Source organism: Caballeronia sp. ATUFL_M2_KS44 (genome assembly GCF_023630965.1).
GTDB classification, from domain to species: domain Bacteria; phylum Pseudomonadota; class Gammaproteobacteria; order Burkholderiales; family Burkholderiaceae; genus Caballeronia; species Caballeronia concitans.
This window is the reverse complement of record NZ_JALQEA010000036.1, coordinates 94,850-114,259: the sequence shown is the minus strand read 5'-3', so window position 1 is coordinate 114,259 and position 19,410 is coordinate 94,850. Positions and strand designations below refer to the sequence as shown.

Below are 19,410 nucleotides of genomic sequence, written 5' to 3'. Positions count from 1 at the left end.
TCGTCGAAACAATGAAAAGGTTAACAGGATTCATCGAGTGTAAACAGCCCTTCGCTCATTTTGTTAAAGGTTCTAAGGGCGATTTGCTCGCAGCCGTACGTGAAGCCGTGAGCCAACTCGAGGGCGCCTATGCGATCGGCGTCGTCCATAAGGACCAGCCACACACTCTGGTTGGCGCGCGAGCCGGGTCTCCGCTCGTCGTCGGATATGGGAACGGCGAGAACTTCATGGCCTCTGATGCACTCGCTCTTGCGGGTAGTGCCGAGCAGGTTAGTTACCTCGAAGAAGGCGACGTGTGTGAGATTTCCGCCGACGGCGTGCGCATTGTCGACTTCCGCGGCGAAGAGGTGGTCCGAAATGCCAGAAGGATGCAAACCTACACAGTGGGAGCGGAACTGGGTCCGTATCGCCATTACATGCAAAAGGAAATCTTCGAACAACCCGGCGCCATCTCCGATTCGATTCCTGCCCTCGACCCGTTTGGTCCGGAGCCGTTCGGTCCGGACGCTGCTGGTGTGTTCCGCAGCATTGATAGCGTATTGATTCTCGCATGCGGTACCAGCTACTACGCGGGATTGACAGCAAAGTACTGGCTTGAGTCGGTCGCGAAAATCCGCACGGAAGTTGAAATCGCGAGCGAGTACCGTTATCGCGATTCGGTACCCAATCCGCGCGCGCTCGTAGTGACGGTTTCCCAGTCAGGGGAAACTGCCGATACACTCGCCGCGCTCAAACATGCGCAATTGCAAGGGATGGAACATACGCTGGCGGTCTGCAATGTCGCGACAAGTTCGCTCGTGCGCCTCACCGAACTCAAGTTCCTGACGCACGCCGGCGCCGAAATCGGAGTGGCTTCGACGAAGGCATTCACGACACAGCTTGTCGGTCTATTTATCCTGGCGGTAACGCTCGGCAAGTTGCGCGGCAAAGTCAGTGACGCGCAGGAAGCCGAGTACATGCATCAACTTCGTCACCTGCCCGCCGCGCTTAACGCAGTGCTCGCCCTCGAGCCACAGATCATTGCGTGGGCCGATGAATTCGCGCGCAAGGAAAACGCCATCTTCCTCGGTCGTGGGCTGCATTACCCGATTGCACTCGAAGGGGCGCTGAAACTCAAGGAGATCACGTACATTCACGCTGAAGCCTACTCCGCCGGCGAGCTGAAACACGGACCGCTCGCGCTGGTGACGGACGCGATGCCTGTAGTAACCGTCGCGCCGAATGACGCCCTTCTCGACAAGTTAAAGTCCAACATGCAGGAAGTTCGGGCGCGCGGCGGTGAGATTTACGTCTTCGCGGATTCCGACACGCATATCACGAGCGAGAATGGAATCCACGTGATTCGCATGCCCGAGCATTACGGATTGCTCTCGCCGATCCTTCACGTCGTGCCGCTGCAACTGCTCGCCTACCATACAGCGTGTGCGCGCGGCACGGATGTGGACAAGCCGCGCAATCTCGCGAAATCCGTCACCGTGGAATAGTGGGTCTTTTCGGCGCGGCCCGCTCAACGGCATGGCGTCGGATCAGTTATCCGATCCGACGCCATGCCGCGATAAAGCGAAGACTCATCGCCACCGATCAGGTCGCACCCGTGCCGCCGGTCCCGCCGGTAGGACTGCCTCCGGTTCCCCGAATCGGCGCCGCTGCGCCGGCAGCGATCGCGGCATTCAGCAGCGCGGTGGACGGCTTACCGGTGGCATCGATCGCGCCCATGCTTGCGAGCTTGTCGAGATCAGCATCGATGCCCGGCTGCCCCGTCACGAACGCAGTAGACAGGAACGCCGTGGACGACAGATTCACGCCGTACAGCTTCTTGATGATGTTCGCGACGGCCGCTTCGGCGTTGGTCAGCACCGAGCGATTGCCGAGCGCACTCTGAAACGCCGTATTGTTCTGAATCCCCGTTAGCAGTCCGTTGACCGTCGTGCCCAGTTGCGCGGCCAGATAGGCGACCAACAGTTCCGTCAACGGTGTCAGGTTGTAGGTGCCGGGTCCCGCCGCCACCGAGTGAATGACGACGCTGCCGCTTGTCGCCGTCAACGCGCAAGGTCCGTCGAACCGAAAGGTCACGCTATAGACGCCCGCGGCGCTCGCCGTCGTCGTCCCCGAGCCGTTCTTGCAAGTAGCCTGAATCGCAGCGCCGCCAAGCGGCGCACCGATCGCGGCAGTACCGTTGATATTCCCACTCGGCGATGAACCACTGTCACCGCCGCAAGCCGTCAATACGTTGATGGCAACGGCAATCGACCCGAGGCACATAGCGCGTCTTGCGCGCAGGCAGAACAATTTCATCGATTCCTCCAAACAGAAGTTACTTGCAAGCATCGGGCTGTCGAGGCTCATGGCCCACTGCCCGATAGAAATTGGCGCACACCGTTCGCGGCCCTGTCGCGCTGGACACGGATACGTTGCGTTGCGATCGCGCATCCGCCCGTGGTTGGGCCGCAGCCGGCTTGCCGGTCGCGTCGATGGCATAGCGCTTATATGCGTCGCGCATTCGAGTGAGTTGCGTCGCGAAGTACTCCGCGCTGAAGCGGCCCGCATTCAACAACAACCCCTGCGTGCTATAGGCGAAGTCGAGATTCGTCGGCGCATTGGCGTTCACGTAATTGATGCCGCCCACTCGCGTGCGAAAATCGAGAGCGAACTGGGATGCACCATCGATCTGCGTCAGTCCGGGCTTCATGCCCTGGCGCGGCGTGAGCGGGAAACTGATCGCGGCGCCTGCATAGCTGCCCTTGCCGCTATGCTCGGCATGCACGCTGAACGACACGTCATCGAACCATCGCGTGAACGTGATAAGCGGCCCCTTGTCGCCGCCGACGTATCGCGCGGCACCCGCTTCGATCCACAGCTTCCACGCGGGCTGGACCCATCGGTACGTGAGTGCAGCGTTGACTTCGCGCCCCAACTGGTCTTCACCCGGCTGCTGATGCAGATAAGCGAGGCGCAAGCGCACGATGTCGGGCCGGCCCGGCACGAACACGGTCGTTTCGTTTTCCGCGCCCACGTAATGACGATCGAACTTACCCACGGCAAGCACATTGAGTACTTGCGGCGCGATCCAGAAGCTCTGAGCTAACGCCACATCGGTCACGCCGCCGCGCAGGCGATCAGCCCCGTAAGCGCGGCCGTTATCCATGTTCGCCGTGTGATAGAACGGCGCGAGATAGCTGGCGACGAGTTCCGCGCCCTTCCATAGCGGCACGTAGCCGATAACCTTCGCCCCGAACGATGCATCGAAGTTGCCGTACTCCGTGCCGTATAAGTAGTTAGCGACCGGCTGGATTTCTATACGTGTCAGTCCATGCCGATGCTCGTCGCCATGCCATGCGATGGCGTCCGCGTCGTAGCCGGGACGAGTCCGCATGGTCATGGTCGCGGGCACGCTACCGGGTGCGCCGCTCGCGAGAAAACGCGCATAGGCATCGAGATCGACTGCCAGTTCGCCCATGACCTGGTTGTCTTTCTTGATTACCGCACGAATGCGCTGCACGCCTGCCGGTGCGTGCTCGCTCGCCACGCCGAGAACGATGCCTACCGCATCGGCTTCATTCTGGTTATAGCGATGATTTTCATATTCGACGATCAGATCCTGACCACTGCCGCCCACGCGCACACGCTCAAGTCCGCTTGCAAACAACTGCGCGGCAATCGCATCGAGCGCAGCCGGTTCGGTTAGAGACTCATTGGATGACGCGACGGCCGTCTTCAACGGCCCGTCCGATTCACCGCGCGCACGCGAGAGCGATGTTGCATTCAACGGCTGCGTCACTGGCACAGAAAGACTCGCGTCATTCAACGCATGTGAGTTCTCCGGCATGGGCGCGTCGCTTAACGTTCCCTGCGCAGCAGGTGTCGGATCGAAACGATGTCCGAGCGGAATCTGCACGCCGACAGAAAAGGACGTGCGCGGCGCGGCGCCATTCGTCGAGCGCAGTGACCGCAACACGGTACCCACCACGCTCGCGCCGCCGAGCCACGCAATACCCGGAGACTGATAACGAAGCCCCGCGTACGGCGTCTTCGAATCGTCTTCTGCCATCAGCGAAAGGCCGGTTTGTCCGAGCGCCACCTGCACGCCGCCGAACAATCCGTTTAATCGCTCGCCCTGGCCGTAACCAATGGTGAGCGTAGCCGGTCCGAAGCTCTGCGACACGACGCCGTACTTCGAACGAAAGTGATGCGTCTGCCCACCGACATCCGTCACGCCGAATGCGATCGCAGGTTGATAACGAAAGAACTGTGGCACCTGCACTTTCACATCGGCCATCAGATGCCGGAACACGAAGTGATCGGCGCCGGAGAATGGCGCGGGTTCGTTGCCCGGATAGTTGGCGAGACCACCGGACACTTCGACATAAGGCAACAGGCCCACCGCGCCCCAGTACATTTGCGCGCCGGTCGCCTCCTTCCCGTAACGAGGATCGAGATAGTTGTTGTATTGCGCCTCGACGGTTCCTTCCGGCAACGCGAACGCATAAGGAATGACGAGGCCGCCCGCTTGACCGAGCGAACTCAACGCAGGGTCAACGGCCGCCTGAGCGGAGTGGATGAATATCACTCCCACTGCGAGCGCTGTCGCGTTTGCCGGGAATATTCGATGACTTGCGTGCACGCTGCGATGGTCTCCAGACTGGGCATCGCAAGTGTAAGTGCGGGTCCCGGATACGCCGTGTGACGCGTCAGAATCAGTCAGCAAACGTCAGGAGAGTGAGTTTCTGCCGAGTAAGTGACAAGCACAAACTCACTCCATTAATAGCTATACCTAAACACCAATTGCGCCCCACTCCGCAAAACGTGGCGACACCAATTCGACGCGTCCGCTGCACGCGCGCACGGATACGCGGTCCAGTCTGCAAGCACCGTTCTCAATGGCGATGATCTGTGCGCCCGGCAAGAGTGATGGCATGCGCACATAGCAGCCCACGCGAGGCATTGGTCCTTTCGTGATGTTCAGCAAATCCGATCCGGCTGAAATCGCGCCATGAACGTCGCCGATTTCGCCAAGCGTTCCGCTTTCGATGCAGACCCACCCGATGCTCGTGCCAGGCGCCGGATTCGCTCGCCAGACCAGTTGGCCGATTGCGAAGTTGCCGCTGCCCGGAAGCGTATGCGCGACGAGACGCCGGCCCGCGTGCGGCTCCAGACGCCGATGCGGCAGCGGCGGCGATATCAGCGCCGCATCGCCGGCGAGCGGCGCGGAAGGAACATGCACGTTGTTCGCGTCGGTTTCGCGATCGGCGCAACTCACTACGACTCGCTCCGCACGACCGGTGACGATGAAAAACTCATTGCCGAATAGCGTCGCGTGCGTCGCGTTCGACAGTTGCGCAAATCGCCAGAAGCGCGGCTTGTTCCAGACGTAGTTCTGCGCTGCGCGATAGTCTCGCACCGGCGCGCGCGCCTCGATCACGGCGACGCGCGGAAAGAACACGTTGTCCTCCAGCGCCATCCCACGCAACGTGCGCGTGCCGTCGACCAAGATGCAGGTGCCCGCCGCGTCCGCGTCCGCACGCGCGAACGATTCGTCGGTACAGGCGACGATACGCACATTACCGACGATGTCCGAGAACCTGAAAGTGGCGCGTGCATGTCCGCGCGCGACGACGTAGCAATGCTCGATCGCGATCTGTTGCACGGTGGCATCGGGCGGCGTGCCGGGATCCTGCTCGAACCAGATCGCCGAGCCATCGCGCGCGCTGTGATAGACGGTCAGGTTGCTGATGGAAGTCACCGTCAGCGGGCGCACGCGCGCATCCGTCTCGCGGAACTTCGACACGAGTCCGAGCGAATTGCATGTCGTGAAGTACAGGGTCGCCGCACCTTTGTCGTTGCGAAAGTCGCCTTGTCGAAAGCTCCACACTTCGCCCGCGTAGTTGTATACCGCCGCGCGCGTGTAGCTGCCGTAACACCGCACGTTTTCAAACGAATGCCCATAGCTTTCGTTGGATCCGGCGACACGCGACGCGAAGATCGCGCAGCGCGGTGCATCCGAGGGCAGGCCCGCGAAGGTCAGGTTGCGCAGCACGAGCCCCGACGTGCCGGAGATGTCGAGTCCCTGCGACGTGCTGCCCCGAACGATGAAGTTGGCATGGTTCGGCCCCGGCTGATGCGTGGTGTTGGCGCCTTCGATGATAAGACCGCCGTAATACAGGCCCGTCAAATCGAGGTCGGTAATGACATGATTCGCGCCGATGATCACACGTCGGCAGCGCGCGCGCGCCGCATAGGCGAGGCAACGCTGGACCGCCTGTGTATCGTCGGTCACGCCGTCGCCCGCCGCGCCGAAGCGGTACACCGACACCGCATCGCCCGACAGCGCGTCGGTCTTCGGCGTATCCGCGACGGCCGGTACAGCGGATGCGCCCACCGCGCCCACGAGCGAGCCGAACAGAAAGCGACGGCGCATGAGTCCCATGACGTGTTCCCTTGCGAATGTCGACGATACGTCGTGTGATTACATGCCGAGCGTCTTGATGTCGGCGAGACCGCCCGCGAATGGCAGCAGTTGCGACACCACGCGACTGAAGCGCGTCACGCTCGCCGCGTCGACATAGATGATGTCGCGCGGCGAGAGCGCGATCTGATCGGCCAGCGCCACCGCAACGGGCGACGAACAGTCCAGATGAAACACCGTCGTCGTGCCCGGTCCGCTCGCGCGCACGAGATACAACTGCCGCGCGTTCGACGTCAGCGGGTTCATCCCGCCCGCGTCGTTGAGCGCTTCGGCCAGCGTATAGGGGCCATCGGTGGGCATCGGTATCGAGGCGGGTTTGGCGACCTCGCCCATCACGAACACCTTCTTGATGCGCCGGTTCGGAACGTCGACGATATCGCCATCGACAAGCCGAAGGTTGTTGCGCATATCGCCGCGATAAAGCAGACGGTACAGGTCGATCGAAATCTGCCGTCGACCCCGCGTGAGCGTCGCGCCGGAAAGGTCCGCCTCGGGCGTCACGCCGCCGGCGAGCCCGATCACATCGGCGACGTTCATGGGCACATCGGTGAGCGGCACCACTTCGGGCTGCTTGACTTCGCCGGTCACGTACACCTTCTGGCTGCGAAAACTCACTACGCGCACATCGAGCTGCGGTGAACGTACATAGCGCGCAATACCCGATGTCAGCATGCGGCGAATATCCGGCACCGACTTGCCCGCCACATGCAACGCACCGATGTACGGGTAGTAAATCGTGCCGTCCGCCTGGACGACCCGTCCGAGCGCATCGCCGCCATTGGATGTCGCCACCGTCTGCGCGGCGAGCGATTGCGCGCTCCCGAACTGACTCGCGGACCCGGACTGCACGCCGATACCGGGATTATTCAGTTCGGGATGGTCCCAAACGACGACATGCAACACATCGCCGACGCCGACTTTGTATTGATATCCGCCGCCCGTCTGCACGACGCTCTCCGCCGATTCGGCCGCAGCCGGGCGCGGCGGCGGCGCGATCACGGCGTTTGCGCCCGCCACCGTGAGCGGCAGCAGCACGTAATGCTGTCCGTTCACATCGACCTCGCTGGTTTGCGCCGTTGTCCCGGCAGCCGGATCGGGATCGAAACGCATGCCCGGCGCGAGCGCACAACCGGCGAGGACGAGATAGATCGATGAAGCAAGAATGACAGCGATTCGTTTCATGAAAGCCAGAGCCGTTCAGGGTATAGAGGATGCGACGTCATGGGACCGCTTTGCTAACGCGCGCGTTGCATCGCACCGGCGGACGCGATCTTTAGGAATCCGTATAGTGCGATCGAGAGCCAAATCGCGGTGGTGATCGAGTTAGTGGAATTGGCAGCCGCGCCGCGAATGACGAAGAAGGCCACCCAGCACGCTTGCGGAAGAAACGCGGTCAACGTGAGCGGATCGCGCGATACGAGCCATTTCAGCGCACGGATCACCAACGCCCATACGACGCCGTATAGCACGCCCGCCTCGCCTTGCGCGGCGAATGAATCGGCATACCAGGTGAACGGCATGTGATAGAAACCGTCGGGTGTCGTGAAACCGAAGAAGTCCTGCGCGAACCGGATGGCGGGATCGTACGATTCGAGATCGGCCTTCGCGAAGAAATTGATGAATCCCATTGCGAAGCCGACAAGCGGCGACACCGTATGTTGGCCATTGCCGGCATAGGAATAAAACACCACGTGCAAACCGTGCACGAGGAAGATCTCGGGCAGCGCGAGTTCGCCGCTCGAGCGCAGCAGCAGCAGCGCGAGCGCGGCCGCCAGCAGACCGCCGCCGTACACCGCGAGTTTTCTACCGAGATTGCGCTCCGAATTCGCGAGCGCGAGGATGGCGAGCGGCATCAGCGGCATGAGCAGGAACGAACGCACGCCGGTTTTCACGCAGAAGTAGCCGTAGATCAGCAGCACGGTCACCAGATAGACGTAATTGCGGCGCATGTAGGCTGTGACCAAACACGATGTCCCGACGATCAGCAACACCCATCCATAAGCGACGCCGCGAAACGACACGTAGCCCGCGTAATCGAATGAACTCGATTCGAAGAAATAGACCACCGCGCCGAGCATGAACACGCCGAAATAAATGTTGGTCAGCAGGCTCGGATCGATTGCCGTGTCGCTGCGCGCCATCGCGAAAGGCCGCACACGCACCGAAAGCACCGCGAGAAACAGGACGTTGAATGCGGCTGCATAAAGACTTACTTGCACGAAGGTGCGTTCGTCGATCTGATAAATCTTGCCGGTGAAGCCTTCCTGGTGAATGAAGACGCCGCCGAGATGGAACGTGAGGATCAGGAACGCGTAGTAGATCGCCACCAGCGCGAAGAAGCCGCAGAACCGGTCGCGCTTGAACAGCCATATCGACCACGCGAGCGTGCAAACGAGACTGATTGCGTCGATGAGAACAGCGCCGCTCATGCCGGGCGCCCTTCGTGTCGAGGCGACGCCGCATCCCGCAGATGCCTGCGCAGGCAGCCCAGATGAATCAGCGTGTGCAAGATGTAAGCGACCACGAGCCCTTGCGCGAGGCCCAATGCGCCCGTTCGCGGCACTTGCCACCAGGCAAAGCCGAGATAGGTCGAAGCCCATAGCAGGTTGACGAAAAGACCGAACCACAGCCGGTTGCTCGCCGTCATGATCTGGCCGACCGCCGCGTTCAGGCCGTTGGCCGCGGCCGCTATCGCCAGCCAGCGCAACAGCGGTGCAGCCTCGCTGTAAGCCGGACCATACAGTGTCATCAGCCGATGAGCGACGAGCCAGACAACGAGCGACGACACACACGCGACGATTCCGTTCGTGACGATGCTGTGTCGCGTGAGTGACGCGAAGCCGCGCCCGTCGCCCGACGCCCGCATGCGAGCGAGTGCGGGCAGCACGGTGCCGGAGATCACCGCCGGAATGAATGTCAGGCCGATATACCATTGATACGCGGCGTTGAACTGCCCGACCTGAGCGAGACCGGCGGGCGTGCGCGCGAGCAGCGACAGCGCGAGCCAGTTCACGGGCGCCATCACCAGCGCGCTCAGCACGATCGGCGTGCTGACGGTTGCAAAGCGGTACGTCTCGCTGTTTCTCCAGGCCGCGCGCCACGCGCCGCGCCAATCGATGCCCGCGCAGACGACGCGTGCGCCGTAGCCGCTCCACGCGGCCGTCACGACGACCAGCGCACCGAGCGCACCCGAGATGCCCGCGAGCCACGCGCACAAGGGCATCGTGCAGGCGAGCGATGCCGCCGATGACGCGATCGTTCTTCACCAGCTCGATACACGTGCGGCCCGGCAGCACGCGCTCAGGGCAGTAAGCGACGAACACGTCCGGCGTCGCGCTGTCGCCCTTCTGCGGGAACGTGAGATCGGGCCGCGCCCGCGCGAGCGATTCGCACATCTGCTCGGTCGCGCCGACGGGACACGTCGATTCGAGCACCACGAGATCGCCCTTCTTGAGCACGGGCGCGACGGACAGCGCCGCGCTCTGCACGTAACGCAGGTCGGGCGAGCGGTCGTCCTTGAACGGCGTGGGCACCGCGATCAGGAATACCGAGGCAGGCTGCGGCGCACGCGCCACGTTCAGCATCTTGCGTTCGACCGCGAGCGCCACCTGCTCCGCGAGCCCCGGCTCCTCGATGTGGATGGTTCCGCGCGACACGGCATCGACCACGCGGGCGTCGATATCGACACCGAGCACGCGCATGGACCGCTGCGCGGCGATGGCCGCCGTCGGCAGTCCGATATAGCCGAGCCCGATCACGCAGGCGTCGTATGTCGATGTTTCGGTGTTCGACACCGCATCTTCCGATGCATCAGGAATGAGATCCAGAGTGGTCACTTCTGCTCCCCGTAGTTGTAGTAGCCGACGTAACGTCGCCGGCCACCGTATTGGCCGCGCCGCATGTCCATGTCGTTGTAGACGATGCCGTGCGGACTAATGCCGCCTTGCTTCAGCGCGGCAATCGAATGTTCGAGTTCGCTCAACGACGTTGCGCCTTCGCGCGCCACCACGAGCGACAAATCCGCGTGCCCGCCGACGATCGCGGAATCCGCGACCGCGAGCACGGGCGGCGTATCGACGATCACGTACCGGTAGCGCGCGCGCAAAGTCGCGAGCACTTCCGCGAAGCGCGGTGACATCAGCAGATAGGCCGGCCCGTCCGGATAGTCGCCACAGGCGATGAAGTCAGGCAGCGCAGTGCCGCCCTTGCGGATGACCCGATCCAGTTCGGCCTTGCCGCGCAGCAGTTCGGAGAGGCCCGGGCCCTTGTCGAGACCGAACGCCTTGTGCAGACGTCCGCGCCGCAGATCGCAATCGACCAGCGCCACCGACTCGCCCGAGGCCGCCAGCAGCGCCGCCAGATTGAGCGATACGAACGACTTGCCCACGCCGGGACTCGGTCCCGTGATCAGGATCAGGCCCTTGCCGGGTTCGAGCATCATGATCTGAAGCGCGACCTGAAGACTGCGCACGCTCTCGATGGCCGGTTCGTTCGGATAGCGCTGCGCCAGAACCGCGCTGCCCTCCGACGTGCGATCGAGCGCGCGCTGTTTCGTCGAACGAGGAATCTGCGCGATGACCGGCAGGCCGACCGATTCTTCGAGCGCGCCGGGATCGCGCACGCCGTCGAACACGGCCCATCTGAGGAAGGCCAGCGCCATGCCGATTCCAAGCCCGCCGATGACCGCGAATACCATCACGAGCATCTTCTTCGGCTTGAAGGGCCGCTCCGCCGTCACTGCGTAGTCGACCACGCGCACACTGCCGATCTTGCCCGCGTGAGCGATGTTGAGCTGCTGCGAAGCGTTGAGCAGATTCATGTACAGGTCCGTGTCGACCTGCAGGTTGCGCACCAGCGTGACCTGCTGCTGCTCGAGCGCGGGCAGATCCGCAATGCGTTGCTGAAAACCGGCGAGTTGTTTGTCGAGCGTGGAGATCTGCTTGTCGAGCGCACCCATCGCCGGATTCAGCCCGGTAAAGCGCTGATCGAGTTCGCTGCGCTTTTGCCTCAGTTCGAGCAGCTTGGTCTGCGCATCCACCGATTGTTCGAGCAGGAGCTTGGTCTGCTCGGCCAGGTCGATCGTGCCGAAACGATTGCGATACGTGTTGAAGGCCGTTTCGGAATGCTGTAGCTGCTGCTTCAGGCGCGGCAGTTGCCCGTTCAGGAAGTCGATGGTCCTGCGTGTTTCGAGCGCGTGATACGCGAGGTTCTGCGCGAGATATTCGTCGGCGATGGCGTTGAGCACCTCGGCTGTCCTGCGCCGGTCGCGTCCGGTCAGCGTGACGCCGATCACGTCGGACTCGCGGCCGAGTTCCTGCACCGTCAGCTCGCGCTGCAATCTGTCGATCACGTCGAGCCGCGAATAGCGATGCAATTCGAATCGCTGGCCGGCACGCGCAACGAGCTTCGTCACGCTCAGTTCCACCGTGCCGCGATCGCCGCCGACGACGAGCGGCGTTGCTCATGGGTTATCCGGTCACCGAGACACTGTTCTCGATTGCACGCCGCCGTCTCGTGACGCGCACGCGCGCGGCCGAGCCGGATGCACAGCACTTGCATCATCTCGTCTACCGCTGGATTGCGATGCAACCGTGGTCGACCGACACGCGGCTCGGCGATCTGCGCAATCCACTGACGACGGTCGCGCTGTGGCTGCTGAATGCTGCCGCCGTTGTGCCGGCAGTGTATCTGCGCGATGACGTGATCAGCACGATGCTGTGGCTCGGCGGCTTCGTGATGGTCTACTGCGCACTCTATGGCTCGCTCTGCCACGGGCGCGCATCAGCGAGCACATCGACAGGCCGGTGCGCACATGCCAACGCGAAGCCGAGCCGGTTCCGTTCGCTGCCGGCCCCGACGAGTATCTCTGCGACGGGCGCTTCCGCTTCCTCAATTGCGACGGCGATCTGTCCAGCGGATGGAACCCGCCGCACCATTCGCGCTTGTGGCGCTATAACCTGCACTACTTCAACTACCTGAACCAGATCACGCGCGACCGGCACGCGCCCGCGCTCGGCATGCTGATCGACGGCTGGATCGCTGCGAATCCCGTAGGCGCCGGTGCGGGCTGGGAGCCGTATCCGCTCTCGCTACGCATCGTCAACTGGATCAAGTGGGCGAGCGCAGGCCAACTCTTGCCCGACGACGCGCGCGCGAGCCTGTACTTGCAGGCGCGCTATCTCGCGCAACGGCTCGAATATCACTTGCTCGGCAATCACCTGTTCGCCAATGCGAAGGCGCTGGTGTGCGCCGGTCTCTTCTTCGACACGCCGGAAGCGGCAAGCTGGCTCGCCGCCGGGCTTGCGATTCTGCGCGAGGAGTTGCCGCGACAGATGCTCGACGATGGCGGCCACTTCGAACTGAGCCCGATGTATCACGCGATCTTCGTCGAAGACCTGCTCGATATGGTGAATCTGGCGACGAGCGCGGGCGCGCGCCAGCACAGCCCCGACGCGGCGGCCTGTCTTGCGCTCGTGCGCAAGCCCTTGCCACGCGCGCTGGACTGGCTCCGCACGATGACCCATCCGGACGGCGAGATCGCGCAGTTCAACGACGCCGCTTTCGGCATCGCGCGGCCCTACGCGGTGCTTGCGCAATACGCGCAGAGGCTCGGCATCGCGCGGCGGGAGGCGTCCGGCGCGCAGACATTGAAGTCACTCGACGCCTCCGGCTACGTGCGCGCCGAATGCGGGCAATACGTCGCGCTGCTCGACATCGCCCGCATCGGTCCCGACTATCTGCCGGGTCACGCCCACGCGGATACGCTCAGCTTCGAACTGTCGCTCGATGGCCGCCGCATGATCGTCGATGCGGGGACGAGCACGTATGCCGCCGGCGATCAGCGGATGATCGAACGCGGCACCGCGGCACACAACACCGTGACGTATGAGGCGCAGAGTTCTTCCGATGTGTGGAGCGCGTTTCGCGTCGGGCGACGCGCGTATCCGGTCGATGTCGATCTGCATGTTTCATGCAATCCCAGCCGGTCCGGTGCGCGACAGGACGGCGTCATTCATGCCGGCGCCGACTGGTACGTGAGCGCCGCGCACACCGGCTACTCGCATTTGCCTGGGCAGATCGTGCATCGGCGCACATGGCACGGCGACCGCCATACGCTCGTGATCGTCGACCAACTCCACAGCATGAACGGCCGCGTGGCCACCGACGCAGACCGCACATTCGCGACGCTGCGCTTCGCGCCCGGCTTCGACGTCTTGCAGCGCGCGGACGGCGAGATCATCGTCAGCGCCGACGGCATAGTGCGTTGCCGGCTCACGCATACCGGCGCGGCTGCGCGCATCATCGACGATTTCCACCATCCATGCTTCGGCATGAAGCTGCCATGCAAGCTGCTGCGCGTGCCGTTCCTGCATCCGACGCTCGTGACGCGGCTTTCGTTCAGGACGCTTGCATGAAGATCCTTTTCGTCACCGACAACTTCTATCCCGAGACCAACGCGCCCGCCTCCCGCACGCTCGAACACGCGCGCGTTTGGGTCGAGGCGGGTCACGCGGTGACCGTGCTCACGACCGCGCCGAACTTCCCGGAAGGCAAGCTGTTCGCGGGATATCGCAACCGGTGGTGGCAAAGGGAAAGCATCGAGGGCATCGACGTGGTGCGCGTGAAGACGTATATCACCGCAAACGAAGGCTTCGTCAAGCGCACGCTCGATTACTTGTCGTTCATGATCGCGGCAGTCCTCGCGTCGCCGATGCTGCCGCGCTGCGACGTGGTCATCGGCACGTCGCCGCAGTTTTTCGCGGCGCTGGGCGCGCGCGTCATCGCCAAGCTGCGGCGTCGCCCGTTCGTGTTCGAGCTTCGCGATCTGTGGCCGGCATCCATCGTCGAAGTCGGCGCGCTGCGCTCAGGTCTCGCCATCAGGATGCTCGAAACGCTCGAGCTTTATCTGTACCGCAGCGCAGCCGCCGTGATCTCCGTCACGCATTCGTTCAAGCGCGAACTGGCGCAACGCGGCATCGATGCCGACAAGATCGAAGTCGTGCAGAACGGTGTCGATCTTGCGCGATTCACACCCGCCCCGCGCGATTCGCAACTCGCCCGCGAACTCGGCGTGAACGGGCGCTTCGTCGTGGGCTATCTGGGTACGCACGGCATGGCGCACGGTCTCCACACCGTGCTCGAAGCGGCCGCGCTGCTCAGGCACCGGACCGACATCGCGTTCATCATGGTCGGGGCGGGCGCGCAAAAGCGCGCGCTCGAAATGCGCGCCCAGGAACTCGGGCTCACGAATCTGACCTTCGTCGCGCGGCAGCCGAAGGAACGCATGCCGGCGCTGCTCGGGCTGTGCGATCTTTGTGTCGTTCCGCTGCGCAACCTTGCGGTGTTTCGCAGCGTGCTGCCTTCCAAGATCTTCGAAGCAATGGCGATGCGCACGCCGATTCTCGCCGCACTGCCACCCGGCGAGGCAACCGAACTGCTGGAGGCACTCGGCACGGGTGAAATCGTCGCGCCGGAGGAACCGGTGGCGCTCGCCGACGCGATCTCACGCCTCGCCGCCGATCCCGCGAAACTCACTCGCTTTCGCGAAAACGCGGCACGCGTGGCAGTCGAATTCGACCGGGCTCACCTTGCACAGAAAATGATCCAGGCGATCGCGAAGCGGATTGGGCAACCGCTATCATGAATCGATTCGAAGGCATGTTCGGGCGTGCAACGCCGCTGCTGATGGCTGCCCTCGCGCTGCTGGCCTTTCCGCTTCACATCGACGCGCAAACGTCGGACGTCGTCACGCGATCGCCCTCGCCTTCGCCTTCGCAAAGTCCGCAAAGCGGCGCGTCGGCGGCGGGCTCACGCGCAGGCATGCATCGCGCGATGCGTGACGGAATGGCATCGCGTGCTTCGTCCGAAGACTCGTCGGATAACGTTTTTATCGGCAGCGATCCCGATCTCGCGCGACCGCTCGTGCCGTGCGACGCGACGGGCGCAACCGCACGCGCGAAGCGCGGAGCGCGCGGTGCTTACGCGCCAGCGGCCACATTCGGCGATGCGGCCGGCGTGGGTTACGACCCGGCGACTGGAAGCCGTGCCGCGCGTCCGACGATGCCGAGTTGCTTCAGCATCCTCTCAGCGAGCCGCGATGCGACTTCCCGAGGCCGTGGCGGCAGCGTCGATGAGCGGCTCGCGCCCGATGCGAACGGCGGCCGAATCGGCGGACGGCGTCCTGGCGCGCTCACGCTGCTGCGGCCTTTCGCTCATTAACGCTCGACGCGTCGCTTCAGTCGCTAAAGACAAGCTCGCCGCACGCCGCGCGACGCAGCGCGTGTTCGTCCAGAACGAGCAGGCGATCCCGGTCTTTGCGGATGATCTTGTTCTCGTTCAGCACGTTGAGCGCGCGCGACACGGTTTCGCGGCTCACGTTCGCCGTGATGGCGATGGCGCGCTGACTCGGCGGCTTATGAATCTCGGCAATTCCGTCGGGGCGCGCCGTGACCATGCTGTTCAGCACCGCGCAAATGCGTGCGCGCGCGCTCGTCACGCCGAGCTTCGAACGGTCGTCGAAACCCTGCCGAATCGACTCGCATAGCTGGCATAGCAGCAAATAAGTGACTTCCGCGGAACGCAGCAGGAAATGCTCCGCATGCTCGCGATCGAGAAATCCGACGAGCGCGTCTGTCACCGCGATGATCGAAACGGTTTGCGGATGCCCATCGATAATCGACAGCAAACCGAAATGCTCGCCCGGCTCGATGAAACCGAGCCCGACTTCGCGGCCGTCCTCATTCAGCGAGATCTGCTGCAGACGCCCCGAGAACAGGAACATCAGCGCCGCGCCGGGCGCACCGCGATTGACGATCGGATCACGACGTTTGAACTGACGTGTGCGCACATGAGCTGCGATGCCGCTCAGCACACTGTCGTGAAGACTCGACATCAAGCGCTGACGCCGCAATATGTCGATCGAAACGCGATTCTCCGGCCTGCAGTGATTGACCTCGCTCATAATCTTTCTTCGACCCATCGCGGAGTCGCATAATGATCACAAAGGTATTCGACATTCGTGCGGATGTCACGATCGCGCGCGAATGTGCTTGCCTGACAGGCGAGCGCGAAATTCAGTCGGAGTGACTCCGAGACACCGCTTGAAGACTCGCGATAAACGCGCGCCGCTTGTCCATCCGCACTGCCTCGCTATGCTTTCAATCGATAGCGGCGTTTCCATCAACAATCTCGACGTCAAATCAAGTCTCGCCTGCGTCAAGTACTCAGATGGCGTGACACCCATTTCCTCTTTGAAGCGACGCTGGAAATTCCGCTCACTCATGGCCGCTACGTCTACTGCTTCGCGAACGGATGTAACCTGATCGCAGTTTTGCCTTATCCAATGCGCGGCCACTCTGATCTTTTCCGTTACGGCGCCCTCTCGCGTTAGCGGAAAAATCAATGAGAGGCCGTCTCCGCCGATAGGCCGGATACGCACAGCGATCTCACGAGCCGCCTCCTGACCCATGTCGTTGCCGACCATCCTGAGCGCTTCCTCGGAAGCATCAGCACCGCCGGCTTCCTCATGAAGCAAACGGAATCGATTCGTTGCCGTCACTGCTGCGGACATCAGTTCGCTCTGGACCTGCATGTTTCGCAGAACAGCTTGGAGCAATGCCTTGCCATTGCCGATCGGCGAGACCGATTTCCGTCTCGCCAACAACTCGGATAGCCAATCGGTCACCCGCGTATCTTGAAGCGCGTCCTGCACGCCCGGACCGTCTGCGATGAATACAGCGTCCAGCGCTTGAATATCACTCGGATCGCAAGCAAGCGTCCATACATCGATCAATGACGAAGACTGAACCGTTGCACCTTTTCCCGAATAGAACGTTACGTTGTAGTGCTTGTTGCAATGGCCTCGACTGTTACGAATCTCGTTCGCAAACTGGAATATTTCAGTGATGGCACTGGTGCTGAGGAGTGAGAACCCGTCGAATGAAAGTATCCCGATCTGGCGAACGGCGATACGCCGCTCACTCTCTTGCGCATCGTCGCCATCGCCCCGAACGCTTCGCTTCATTTTTGGCCTCGACCGCGCGATCTTTCACCGTCGCTATCCGTCGCTATGACTTGCCAGTACTTCTTCTTCCGTTGCGGCGCATGTTATCTCGGTTGGCGCTTATCGATACATGTGTGGCATAAACAAACAACAGAATGGCGGTGAAGTGCAAACCTCGGCGGCTGCCGCGTTTGTCGAGTGGCATGATGGAACTTACTATGCAGCGTGTGATGGCGGATCTGGATAACAGTTCGTCTGCTACGTGCATTGCGCGGAACACCTGCTGGATTCAAGCTAGCCTGTCTCGTTACGTCTTGAGTTTTGGAATGAGCACTTCTGCCCGTTTCGCTTCCGAATCCATGCCTTTCCGCATACGCCATACCAACGTCCGCGACGTGAAGATCGTCGAACCACACATCGGACACGATGCGCGCGGGTTGATTTTTGACTGTTTCGACCAGGAGTGGTTTGAACAGAACATCGCGCGTGGCCATGCGTTCGTTCAGGAACATCACATGGTTTTTTCGCGAAACGTACTGACCGGGTTGCATTACCAAATACAGCAACCTCGCGGTCTGCTGCTGCGAGTAGTGAACGGCGATGCGTTTTGCGTGGCACTAGACCTTAGACGATGGTCAGTCACATTCGGACGTTGGGTTGGTGAGCGAATTTCATCGGCGAACAACTGGCAGATATGGATTCCACCCGGCTTCGCCTATGGATTCCATGTTCGCTCGGAGGTTGCAGAGGTATTGATGAAAGCGACAACCAAACGCAATGCTGCTTTCGAGCGCACCGTTTGCTGGAACGATCCCGTGGTCAATATCGCGTGGGAATTGAAAGCGGAGCCGCTTGTGGTAGCGGAGTCTGCAACTTGCACGGGCTTCCCCGTAGCGGAGGTTTACTAACGCGCCACGCGTTGCGAACTGTCGTCGAACGTTGTGCTCGCACGATTCCGACAGAATAAGAGACCTATCGGCCGGAAGGTAGACATCGCGCAATCAAACTTAGTAGAGTCACTACCGGTGTCGAAGGTCGGATTCTCTCGGTCCAACTGCCCTTCACGGCCCTTGCCGCTGCCATCCATCCCCGTGCGTGGCCGGCTTGCTTCGGTCCTTCGTGATGTCACGAAGGACTTTTTTTCTTTTGACGGGGGTGAGTCTGTTTGCGTTGCCTCGCTATTCGACGGGTTAGTGCCCTGTTCATGAAACACTTTGAGTGAATGGGCTGAAGTTCACTGGAACGTTTCCGGTAGCCAGTGCCGCTGTTTGTTGGTTCTCCACTGGTGTCGCAGCACACTCGGGCAGGACGATCGCGACGAGGTTTCGCCTTTCTCAGTGGCCCAGCCGGCAACAAATATTGTCCCGATGCAACTCTCGATCTTCTCGTCTTCCTCAACTGCCTATGCGGCAGCAAACAATTCGGAAGCACGAACTGCGTTGGGGGGAATATTCTCAGCTGCCTACGCGGCAGCGAACTCGATCAGATAGACCGGCTCTGCGCTCACGCTTTTCTCAGCTGCCCACGCGGCAGCGAACATTTCTGCTAACTTGGATTGCGGGACTTCGTATTTCTCAGCTACCTACGCGGCAGCGAACATGAGCGCCTCGAATGCGCGCCACGTCATGACCTTTCTCAGCTGCCTACGCGGCAGCGAACGAGCATAGGATCGCGGTCGCGTCGACGTCAGATTTCTCAGCTGCCTACGCGGCAGCGAACCAGCATCAGCCCGTTCTCGCGCCCGATCGTTTTTTTCAGCTGCCTACGCGGCAGCGAATACCGCAGCGGGCGAAGTGCTGCCGCTCGGCATTTTCTCAGCTGCCTACGCGGCAGCGAACATGGGTGCAGGCCGATGCCGTCGACGTCTTCGCTTTCTCAGCTGCCTACGCGGCAGCGAACTAGCGCAATTGTACGCCATCCTATTGATTATTCACGAGAAGACGCT

15 protein-coding genes, 1 pseudogene and 1 CRISPR repeat array are annotated in these 19,410 nt (G+C 61.9%); of the genes and pseudogenes, 6 read left to right on the top strand and 10 right to left on the bottom strand.

Annotation, left to right across the window (positions count from 1 at the left end; all coding sequences use genetic code 11):
- A partial coding sequence (glmS, locus tag NCR39_RS15365) for a glutamine--fructose-6-phosphate transaminase (isomerizing) (protein WP_250452952.1) occupies positions 1-1,484 on the top strand: 1,484 nt, incomplete at its 5' end.
- 97 nt (positions 1,485-1,581) lie between these two features.
- Here the strand turns inward: glmS and NCR39_RS15360 are convergent.
- The 8 genes and pseudogenes from NCR39_RS15360 to NCR39_RS15325 form a co-directional block, all read right to left on the bottom strand.
- Positions 1,582-2,346, bottom strand: coding sequence for a carboxypeptidase regulatory-like domain-containing protein (locus NCR39_RS15360; RefSeq protein WP_250452951.1), 765 nt, complete (start codon positions 2,344-2,346; stop codon positions 1,582-1,584).
- Positions 2,315-4,621, bottom strand: coding sequence for a YjbH domain-containing protein (locus tag NCR39_RS15355; protein ID WP_502800220.1), 2,307 nt, complete (start codon positions 4,619-4,621; stop codon positions 2,315-2,317). Before NCR39_RS15355 ends, NCR39_RS15360 begins: the two co-directional genes overlap by 32 nt.
- Positions 4,622-4,771: 150 nt before the next feature.
- Positions 4,772-6,424, bottom strand: a complete 1,653-nt coding sequence (locus NCR39_RS15350; RefSeq protein ID WP_250452949.1) for a hypothetical protein — start codon at positions 6,422-6,424, stop codon at positions 4,772-4,774.
- A gap of 39 nt (positions 6,425-6,463) precedes the next feature.
- Positions 6,464-7,645 (bottom strand): polysaccharide biosynthesis/export family protein, encoded by a 1,182-nt coding sequence (locus NCR39_RS15345; RefSeq protein WP_250452948.1) that lies wholly within the window; start codon positions 7,643-7,645, stop codon positions 6,464-6,466.
- Between the two features lie 53 nt (positions 7,646-7,698).
- Positions 7,699-8,892 carry a hypothetical protein gene (locus NCR39_RS15340; protein ID WP_250452959.1) on the bottom strand — a complete coding sequence of 398 codons (1,194 nt, stop codon included), beginning with the start codon at positions 8,890-8,892 and terminating at the stop codon, positions 7,699-7,701.
- A complete protein-coding gene (locus NCR39_RS15335) occupies positions 8,889-9,686 on the bottom strand; it encodes an MATE family efflux transporter (RefSeq protein ID WP_250452958.1) in 798 nt (265 codons plus the stop codon). Before NCR39_RS15335 ends, NCR39_RS15340 begins: the two co-directional genes overlap by 4 nt.
- Before the next feature lie 70 nt (positions 9,687-9,756).
- A pseudogene (locus NCR39_RS15330) lies at positions 9,757-10,164 on the bottom strand (UDP-N-acetyl-D-mannosamine dehydrogenase); the annotation flags it as partial.
- A 131-nt stretch (positions 10,165-10,295) separates the two neighbouring features.
- Complete coding sequence (locus tag NCR39_RS15325) at positions 10,296-11,876, bottom strand: GNVR domain-containing protein (RefSeq protein ID WP_250452947.1); 1,581 nt, start codon at positions 11,874-11,876, stop codon at positions 10,296-10,298.
- 50 nt (positions 11,877-11,926) lie between these two features.
- Here NCR39_RS15325 and NCR39_RS15320 point away from each other — a divergent pair, with 50 nt between their 5' ends.
- From NCR39_RS15320 to NCR39_RS15305, 4 genes are read left to right on the top strand one after another with little or no spacing between them, the layout of a single operon-like run.
- Positions 11,927-12,442: a hypothetical protein gene (locus NCR39_RS15320; protein ID WP_250452946.1), complete on the top strand. Its 516-nt coding sequence runs from the start codon at positions 11,927-11,929 to the stop codon at positions 12,440-12,442.
- Positions 12,406-13,878 carry a heparinase II/III family protein gene (locus NCR39_RS15315; RefSeq protein ID WP_250452945.1) on the top strand — a complete coding sequence of 491 codons (1,473 nt, stop codon included), beginning with the start codon at positions 12,406-12,408 and terminating at the stop codon, positions 13,876-13,878. The genes NCR39_RS15320 and NCR39_RS15315 overlap by 37 nt, the downstream gene beginning before the upstream one ends.
- Entirely contained in the window at positions 13,875-15,107 is a 1,233-nt protein-coding gene (locus NCR39_RS15310) for a glycosyltransferase family 4 protein (RefSeq protein ID WP_250452944.1), read from the top strand. The genes NCR39_RS15315 and NCR39_RS15310 overlap by 4 nt, the downstream gene beginning before the upstream one ends.
- Complete coding sequence (locus NCR39_RS15305) at positions 15,104-15,682, top strand: hypothetical protein (protein WP_250452943.1); 579 nt, start codon at positions 15,104-15,106, stop codon at positions 15,680-15,682. Before NCR39_RS15310 ends, NCR39_RS15305 begins: the two co-directional genes overlap by 4 nt.
- A 16-nt stretch (positions 15,683-15,698) precedes the next feature.
- Here the strand turns inward: NCR39_RS15305 and NCR39_RS15300 are convergent, their stop codons facing one another.
- Both NCR39_RS15300 and NCR39_RS15295 read right to left on the bottom strand, forming a co-directional pair.
- On the bottom strand, positions 15,699-16,355 hold the full coding sequence (locus tag NCR39_RS15300) for a Crp/Fnr family transcriptional regulator (protein WP_250452942.1): 657 nt from the start codon (positions 16,353-16,355) through the stop codon (positions 15,699-15,701).
- 135 nt (positions 16,356-16,490) lie between these two features.
- Entirely contained in the window at positions 16,491-17,486 is a 996-nt protein-coding gene (locus tag NCR39_RS15295) for a GlxA family transcriptional regulator (RefSeq protein WP_250452941.1), read from the bottom strand.
- Between the two features lie 305 nt (positions 17,487-17,791).
- Between NCR39_RS15295 and rfbC the strand changes: the two genes are divergently transcribed.
- Positions 17,792-18,373: a dTDP-4-dehydrorhamnose 3,5-epimerase gene (rfbC, locus tag NCR39_RS15290; RefSeq protein WP_250452940.1), complete on the top strand. Its 582-nt coding sequence runs from the start codon at positions 17,792-17,794 to the stop codon at positions 18,371-18,373.
- 486 nt (positions 18,374-18,859) lie between these two features.
- Positions 18,860-19,363: direct repeats of the CRISPR family, unit length 23 nt; unit sequence TCAGCTGCCTACGCGGCAGCGAA.
- Positions 19,364-19,410 lie beyond the last annotated feature (47 nt).

Excerpts from the sequence above, each read along its gene's own strand:
- NCR39_RS15360 (WP_250452951.1), bottom strand. The coding sequence starts at position 2,346 with ATGAGCCTCGACAGCCCGATGCTTGCAAGTAACTTCTGTTTGGAGGAA.
- NCR39_RS15350 (WP_250452949.1), bottom strand. The coding sequence starts at position 6,424 with ATGGGACTCATGCGCCGTCGCTTTCTGTTCGGCTCGCTCGTGGGCGCG.
- NCR39_RS15345 (WP_250452948.1), bottom strand. The coding sequence starts at position 7,645 with ATGAAACGAATCGCTGTCATTCTTGCTTCATCGATCTATCTCGTCCTC.
- NCR39_RS15340 (WP_250452959.1), bottom strand. The coding sequence starts at position 8,892 with ATGAGCGGCGCTGTTCTCATCGACGCAATCAGTCTCGTTTGCACGCTC.
- NCR39_RS15335 (WP_250452958.1), bottom strand. The coding sequence starts at position 9,686 with ATGCCCTTGTGCGCGTGGCTCGCGGGCATCTCGGGTGCGCTCGGTGCG.
- NCR39_RS15320 (WP_250452946.1), top strand. The coding sequence starts at position 11,927 with ATGGGTTATCCGGTCACCGAGACACTGTTCTCGATTGCACGCCGCCGT.
- NCR39_RS15310 (WP_250452944.1), top strand. The coding sequence starts at position 13,875 with ATGAAGATCCTTTTCGTCACCGACAACTTCTATCCCGAGACCAACGCG.
- NCR39_RS15305 (WP_250452943.1), top strand. The coding sequence starts at position 15,104 with ATGAATCGATTCGAAGGCATGTTCGGGCGTGCAACGCCGCTGCTGATG.
- NCR39_RS15300 (WP_250452942.1), bottom strand. The coding sequence starts at position 16,355 with ATGTCGAGTCTTCACGACAGTGTGCTGAGCGGCATCGCAGCTCATGTG.
- NCR39_RS15295 (WP_250452941.1), bottom strand. The coding sequence starts at position 17,486 with ATGAAGCGAAGCGTTCGGGGCGATGGCGACGATGCGCAAGAGAGTGAG.
- rfbC (WP_250452940.1), top strand. The coding sequence starts at position 17,792 with ATGAGCACTTCTGCCCGTTTCGCTTCCGAATCCATGCCTTTCCGCATA.